7 protein-coding genes are annotated in these 6,716 nt (G+C 72.5%); all 7 read right to left on the bottom strand.

Annotated features, from left to right (window positions below):
- Nucleotides 1–44 precede the first annotated feature (44 nt).
- The 7 genes from ACFU6K_RS27325 to ruvC all read right to left on the bottom strand — a co-directional run bounded on the left by ACFU6K_RS27325 (nucleotide 45) and on the right by ruvC (nucleotide 6,616).
- Nucleotides 45–596: an adenine phosphoribosyltransferase gene (locus ACFU6K_RS27325; protein WP_380667335.1), complete on the bottom strand. Its 552-nt coding sequence runs from the start codon at nucleotides 594–596 to the stop codon at nucleotides 45–47.
- 28 nt (nucleotides 597–624) lie between these two features.
- On the bottom strand, nucleotides 625–1,725 hold the full coding sequence (gene secF / locus ACFU6K_RS27320) for a protein translocase subunit SecF (RefSeq protein ID WP_380667333.1): 1,101 nt from the start codon (nucleotides 1,723–1,725) through the stop codon (nucleotides 625–627).
- A 4-nt stretch (nucleotides 1,726–1,729) separates the two neighbouring features.
- A complete protein-coding gene (gene secD, locus ACFU6K_RS27315; protein WP_380667331.1) occupies nucleotides 1,730–3,517 on the bottom strand; it encodes a protein translocase subunit SecD in 1,788 nt (595 codons plus the stop codon).
- A 147-nt stretch (nucleotides 3,518–3,664) separates the two neighbouring features.
- Nucleotides 3,665–4,072, bottom strand: a complete 408-nt coding sequence (gene yajC / locus ACFU6K_RS27310; protein WP_359897472.1) for a preprotein translocase subunit YajC — start codon at nucleotides 4,070–4,072, stop codon at nucleotides 3,665–3,667.
- Nucleotides 4,073–4,332: 260 nt separating this feature from the next.
- Nucleotides 4,333–5,403: a Holliday junction branch migration DNA helicase RuvB gene (gene ruvB / locus ACFU6K_RS27305; RefSeq protein WP_380667329.1), complete on the bottom strand. Its 1,071-nt coding sequence runs from the start codon at nucleotides 5,401–5,403 to the stop codon at nucleotides 4,333–4,335.
- Between the two features lie 53 nt (nucleotides 5,404–5,456).
- Nucleotides 5,457–6,068: a Holliday junction branch migration protein RuvA gene (gene ruvA / locus ACFU6K_RS27300; RefSeq protein WP_380667327.1), complete on the bottom strand. Its 612-nt coding sequence runs from the start codon at nucleotides 6,066–6,068 to the stop codon at nucleotides 5,457–5,459.
- Nucleotides 6,065–6,616 (bottom strand): crossover junction endodeoxyribonuclease RuvC, encoded by a 552-nt coding sequence (gene ruvC, locus ACFU6K_RS27295; RefSeq protein ID WP_380667337.1) that lies wholly within the window; start codon nucleotides 6,614–6,616, stop codon nucleotides 6,065–6,067. The genes ruvA and ruvC overlap by 4 nt, the downstream gene beginning before the upstream one ends.
- Nucleotides 6,617–6,716 lie beyond the last annotated feature (100 nt).

Below are 6,716 nucleotides of genomic sequence, written 5' to 3'. Positions count from 1 at the left end.
GACGGCGGTCGGATGTCCCGACCGCCGTCCTCCTGACCGATCCCTCAGACCGTGACCAGCGTCTCCAGCGGAGCGCCGTCCAGGTGCCCGGCCAGCCGCTCGCGGCCGTCCAGGAAGCCCAGCTCCATCAGCACCACGACGCCCGCCAGCTCGGCCCCGGCCTCCTTCACCAGGTCCAGCGAGGCGCCGATGGTGCCGCCGGTGGCCAGCACGTCGTCCACCACCAGCACCCGCTCACCGGGCGTGAAGGCGTCGCACTGCACCTCCAGCGTCGCCGAGCCGTACTCCAGCTCGTACGAGCGCCGGAACACCTCGCCGGGCAGCTTGCCCTGCTTGCGGATCGGCACGAAGCCGAGCCCGGCCGCGAAGGCCGCCGGGGCCGCCAGCACGAAGCCGCGCGCCTCCAGGCCCACCACCTTGGTCGCACCGAGCTCCGCGGCCCGGTCCGCCAGCGCCCGGGTGAGGGCGCCGAAGGCCTCGGCGTCGGCGAGCAGCGGCGCGATGTCCTTGAACAGCACACCCGGCTTCGGGTAGTCCGGGACGTCCCGGATCCGGCTGTTCAGCAGCTCGGCCAGTGCGGTGTCGGCGGTGGTCACGGTGGGTTCCTCGGGTTCGTGGTCGGGTTCAGCGCTTGGTGGACGGACGGCCCTTGGCACGGGTGCCGGCCGACCGGCCGCGCTGTCCGACCATACCCGCAGGCTGCTCCTCGCCGTCCGGCTCCCCGTCCGCCGTGACGGCGTCCCCGGCCTCCGCCTTGGCGGCGGCCGAGGCCCGGTGCTGGAGGACCCGCTTGCGCAGCGCCTTCATCTCCGGCTGCTCCTCCTTGAGCTGCGCCAGCAGCGGGGTGGCGACGCAGATCGAGGAGTAGGCACCGGCCGCGAGACCGATGAACAGCGCGAGCGAGATGTCGTTCAGGGTGCCGGCGCCCAGGAGGCCGCCGCCGATGAACAGCAGCGCGGCGACCGGCAGCAGCGCCACCACGGTGGTGTTGAGCGAGCGCACCAGGGTCTGGTTGAGGCCCGCGTTGGCGGCCTCGCTGTAGGTGCGCTTGTTCTGCTTGGTGAGCCCCTTGGTGTTCTCCTTCACGGTGTCGAAGACGACGACCGTGTCGTAGAGGGAGTACCCGAGGATCGTCAGGAAGCCGATCACCGTACCCGGGGTGACCTCGAAGCCCACCAGGGCGTACACGCCGATGGTGATCAGGAGGTCGTGGATAAGGGCGACCAGCGCGGCCAGCGCCATCCGCCACTCGAAGGCGATCGCCAGGTAGACCGTCACCAGGACCATGAAGACGACCAGGCCGGTGAGCGCCTTCTGGGAGATCTGCTTGCCCCAGCTGGGGCCGATCACCTGGGCCTCGACGGTGTCCAGCGGCACGCCGAGCTTCTGGGAGAGCTCGGAGCGGATCTCGTCGGAGCTCTTCTGCTCCTCGGTGCTGACCTGGATGCGGATCTTGCCGTTGTCGGTCGACTGCACCAGCGGGTGCGAGGAGACGACCCCGTTCGCGGTTTCCTGCGCCTGGGAGACCGTCAGGCCGGGCTTGGCCACGGTGTAGACCGAGCCGCCCTTGAACTCGATGCCCAGGTGCAGGCCCATGGCCAGGCCGATCGCCGCGACGAGCACGATCACGCCGGAGATGGAGTACCAGAGCTTGCGGCGTCCGACGAAGTCGAAGCTGACTTCGCCCTGGTAGAGCCGGTGGCCCAGGTTGGAGAAGCGTGACACGGTGTCAGGCCTCCTTCACGGCGGCAGAGGAGGGGTTACGGCGACGGCTGCTGCGCAGCGGCGGGCGGGCGCCCAGCCGCTTCGGGTCCAGGCCGGACCACGGGTGGCCGTTCAGGAAGAACTTGCGACGGGCCAGCAGCGTGATCAGCGGCTTGGTGAAGAGGAAGATCACCACGACGTCGAGCGCGGTGGTCAGCCCCAGGGTGAAGGCGAAGCCCTGGACCTTGCCGACCGAGACCACGTAGAGGACCGCGGCACAGAGGAAGGACACGAAGTCCGAGACCAGGATGGTGCGCCGGGCGCGCGGCCAGGCCCGCTGGACCGCCGGGCGCAGCGGGGCGCCCTCGCGGACCTCGTCGCGGATGCGCTCGAAGTACACGATGAAGGAGTCGGCGGTGATGCCGATCGCGACGATCGCACCACAGACCGCCGGCAGGTTCAGCGCGAAGCCGATCGCGTTGCCGAGCAGGCTCATGATCGAGTAGGTCAGGGCCGCCGAGACGAGCAGACCGGCGATCGAGACCAGGCCGAGGCCGCGGTAGTAGACCAGCGAGTAGGCGACCACCAGCAGCATGCCGATCGCACCGGCCACCAGGCCGGCCTTGAGCTGGTCGCTGCCGAGCGCCGGGGAGACGGTGGTGATGTCGCTCTTGACGAACTCCAGCGGCAGGGCGCCGTAGCCGAGCACGTTGGACAGGTCCTGCGCCTCGGCCTGGGTGAAGCGGCCGGTGATCACGGCGCTGCCGCCGGGGATCGCGTTCTTGACCTCGGGGTGCGAGACGACCTGGTTGTCCAGGACGATCGCGAACTGGTTGTTCGGCGGGGCCTGGGTGGCGAGCTGGCCGGTGACCTTGGTGAAGTCGTCGGTGCCGGCGCCGTTGAACTGCAGCTGGACCTGCCAGCCGGCACCCGTCTGGGTGTCGAGGGTCGGCTGCGCCTTGGAGACGTCCGAGCCCTTCACGGCGACGGGGCCGAGGGCGAGCTTCTCGTAGTAGCCGTTCTCGGGCTTCTGCGAGCAGGCGACGACGGCCTTCTCGTCGGGGCCGGTCTGGGCGGCGCGGACCTCGGGCTTGGAGCAGTCGAGGGCGGCGAACGCGGCGGTCAGCTCCGGCGGCACGGTGCCCTGGGTCATCGCGGCGCTGAGGTCGGCGGCGCTCGGCGGGGTGGCCGCGGCGCTCGGGGCGCCGGTGGCGGGGGCGGAGGGCGCGGTGCTCGCGCCGGTGGCCGCGGCGGTCGGGCTGGCGCCCTCGGCGGCCAGCGCCTCGCTCTCGGGGCGGCCCTGCTTGGTGGCGCTCGCGCCCGGGGACGGGGTGCCGGTCGCGGCGGCGGGCGGGGTCGCGCCCGGGGTGCCGGTGGCGGCGGCGGACGGGGTGCCCGTGGGAGCCGGGGCGGTGACGCCGCTGGGCGCCACGGCCAGGACCGGACGGAAGAACAGCTTGGCGGTGGTACCCACCTGGTCCGCCGCGTTCTGCTGGTTCCCGCCCTTGGGGATGTTCACGATGATCGTGTTGTCGCCCTGGGTCTGGACCTCCGCCTCGGAGACACCCATACCGTTGACGCGACGCTCGATGATCCCGGTGGCGATGTCCATGTTGGACTTGGTGATCGCCTTGGGGTCGGTCGACTTCGCGGTCAGCGTGATGCTGGTGCCACCGGCGAGATCGATCCCGAGCCGGGGCTTGGTGGTGCCCGTCCCGAACATGAGGGCGACCAGTCCGACGGTGACGACCAGGATGAGGGCCAGTGCCCGCCCTGGGTAGCCGTCGCGCGGGCGCGACTTGGGTGTTGCCACCTTGCTCGTTTCTCCCTGTCCATGCCACTTCCCCGACCGGACCCCCGTCCGGCTCGTGGCGGGACAGGGGTCCGGCGGTTCTGCGGCCCTGAGGTCCTGTGGGCTCGCGGCACTGTGCCGCGCGGCCGGGCGGGTTGCCCGTCCGTACTACTTGCTCGCGGGAGCCCCGCCCTCGACGTCGCCCTTCTCGGCGCTGTCCTTGGAGAGCGACAGCGGCTTGTCCTCGACCGGCTCGGCGTCGGCGTCCTCGGCCTCCGGCTCGGGCAGCTCGTCATCGGCGGGGCGGCCGTTGATGATCGCGTCGTACTCCTGGGGGTCCAGGACGGCCGCGATGGCGCTCTTGGTGAAGTGGGTGACCACGCCGGGCGCGATCTCCAGCTCGACGGTCTCGTCGTTGACCGCCTTCACCTGGGCGTACAGACCGCCGATGGTGCGCACACCGGCCCCCGGCTCCAGCGCCGTCTGCATCTGCTGCATCTGCGACTGGCGCTTCTTCTGCGACCGGAACATGAGCACGATCGCGATGATCGGGAGGAGAAGGATGATGAGGTTCACTGCAGCCAGGGTCCTTTACGGGCCGCCGGCCGGCGGCCTGTGTGGTATTGGTCGGCCCGTCAGGTGAGAGGGGCGGTCCGGCGGAGTCTAGGCGACCCCGAATCGATCGGACAACGCCAAGCATCGCATCATGCCGCCGAAAGTGGCGACCCTCCGCCTGCACAGTTTCCCCGGACGCCACTCCGGGCTCCCCCCTGCGCCACCACGGAAGCACCGGCCGGGAACCGACCGGCCCGACTCACCCGTTCAGCCGATGGCGGTCAACTTTCGTCGGCGGGGAACAGGTCCGGCTGCGCCGGAACACGCCCGCGAGTGGTCTGGACCGGCGGGGTCAGGCCGAGGTGCTGCCAGGCGGCCGCGGTGGCGATCCGGCCGCGCGGGGTGCGGGCGAGCAGGCCCTCGCGGACCAGGAAGGGCTCGGCGACCTCCTCGACCGTCTCCGACTCCTCACCCACGGCGACCGCGAGTGTCGACAAACCGACCGGACCGCCGCCGAACAGCCGCAGCAGCGCGTCCAGCACCGCGCGGTCCAGCCGGTCCAGCCCGCGGGCGTCCACCTCGTAGACGTCCAGCGCCTGGGCGGCGATCCCGGCGTCGACCACGCCGTCGTGCCGGACCTGGGCGTAGTCGCGGACCCGGCGCAGCAGCCGGTTGGCGATGCGCGGGGTGCCGCGTGAGCGCCCGGCGATCTCGGCCGCGCCGGCCGGGTCTATCTCCACGTCCAGCAGCGCGGCCGAGCGGTGCACCACCCGCTGGAGCTCGGCCGGGGCGTAGAACTCCATGTGCCCGGTGAAGCCGAAGCGGTCGCGCAGCGGGGGCGGCAGCAGGCCGGCCCGGGTGGTGGCGCCGACCAGGGTGAAGGGCGGCAGCTCCAGCGGGATGGCGGTGGCGCCCGGGCCCTTGCCGACGATCACGTCGACCCGGAAGTCCTCCATCGCCATGTAGAGCATCTCCTCGGCCGGCCGGGACATCCGGTGGATCTCGTCGAGGAAGAGCACCTCGCCCTCGGTGAGCGAGGAGAGGATCGCCGCGAGGTCCCCCGCGTGCTGGATGGCCGGGCCGGAGGTGATCCGGATCGGGGCGCCCAGCTCGGCGGCGATGATCATGGACAGGGTGGTCTTGCCGAGCCCGGGCGGGCCGCTCAGCAGCACGTGGTCGGGCGCGCTGCCGCGCTGGCGGGCGGCCTGGAGCACCAGCGACAGCTGCTCGCGCACCCGCTCCTGGCCGATGAACTCGTCCAGCAGCTTGGGGCGCAGCGCCGCCTCCACCGCCTGGTCCTCACCGTCGGCGGCGGCCGTGACCAGCCGGTCGGTGGGTTCCGGGTCGTACATCGTCGCGGGCTCCAGAGTCTCCGGTGTCGACAAAAGGACAGATCGTCAGGTGGTCAGCGGGCGCGGTTGAGGCCGCGCAGGGCGAGCCTGAGCAGGGCTCCGACGTCCGTCACCGCCTGCGCCTCGGCCTCCGGGGTGACGGCCGCGACCGCCTCGTCCGCTTCGCGCGGGGCGTAGCCGAGGCCGGTCAGCGCGGAGTGCAGCTGCTCGCTCCACGGCGCCGGGCCGGCCGCGATCGGCTTCTGCGCGGGCACCGCCCCGTGCGGGGCGCCGAGCTTGTCCTTGTACTCCAGCAGCAGCTTGGCCGCCTTGGCCTTGCCGATGCCCGGCACCGCGACCAGCGCCTTCTCGTCGCCGCCCGCGATCGCGGCGCGCAGCGCGTCGGGGCTGTGCACGCCGAGGATCGCCTGCGCCAGCTTGGGGCCGACACCGGGCGCGGCCTGGAGGATCTCGAACACGGCGCGCTCGTCGTCGTCCGCGAAGCCGAACAGGGTCAGCGAGTCCTCCCGGACCACCAGCGAGGTGGCCAGCCGGGCCGGCTCGCCCAGCCGCAGCCCGGCCAGGGTGTTCGGGGTGCACTGCACGGCCATGCCGACCCCGCCGACCTCGACCACCGCGATCCCGGAGGAGACGGCCGCCACGGGCCCTTGCACGAAGGCGATCATCGGACGGTGCCTTTCGGAGGAGTGGAGCGGGAGGTGGCGCGGGCGGCCAGGACGGCGGCCTCCAGCCGGTTGGTCGCCCCGCCGCGCCAGATGTGGCAGATGGCCAGCGCCAGCGCGTCGGCGGCGTCGGCGGGCTTGGGCGGCGCGTCCAGCCGCAGCAGGCGCTGCACCATGGCGGTGACCTGCGCCTTGTCGGCCCGGCCGGAGCCGGTGACGGCGGCCTTGACCTCGCTGGGGGTGTGCAGGGTGACGGGGATGCCGCGCCGGGTGGCGCAGAGCATCGCGACGGCGCTGGCCTGGGCGGTGCCCATCACGGTGCGGACGTTGTGCTGGGCGAAGACCCGCTCGACGGCGACCAGGTCGGGCCGGTGCTCGTCCAGCCAGGCCTCGATGCCCTGCTCGACCTGGAGCAGCCGCTCCCCGATCCCGGCCTCGGCGGGGGTGCGCACCACCCCGACCCCGGCCATCCGCAGCGGCCGGCCCGGCGCGCCCTCGACCACGCCGACCCCGCACCTGGTCAGCCCCGGGTCCACACCCAGTACCCGCACCACTCGCCCGTCTCCCTGCCACTCGCCACGAAGGACCTCCGCAGGCTACCGCCCGGGTCCGACAACCCCACCGACGACACCGGCCCGGTGGTCCAGGGAC

Origin of the sequence: Kitasatospora sp. NPDC057512, from assembly GCF_042802135.1 — a bacterium.
In the GTDB taxonomy this organism is placed as follows: domain Bacteria; phylum Actinomycetota; class Actinomycetes; order Streptomycetales; family Streptomycetaceae; genus Kitasatospora.
The sequence above is the reverse complement of the archived record's forward strand: the minus strand, read 5'-3'. Positions and strand labels throughout refer to the sequence as shown.

What these genes read in the sequence shown, in the direction of transcription:
- ruvB (WP_380667329.1), bottom strand. Translation starts at nt 5,403, where the DNA reads ATGTACGACCCGGAACCCACCGACCGGCTGGTCACGGCCGCCGCCGAC.
- ruvA (WP_380667327.1), bottom strand. Translation starts at nt 6,068, where the DNA reads ATGATCGCCTTCGTGCAAGGGCCCGTGGCGGCCGTCTCCTCCGGGATC.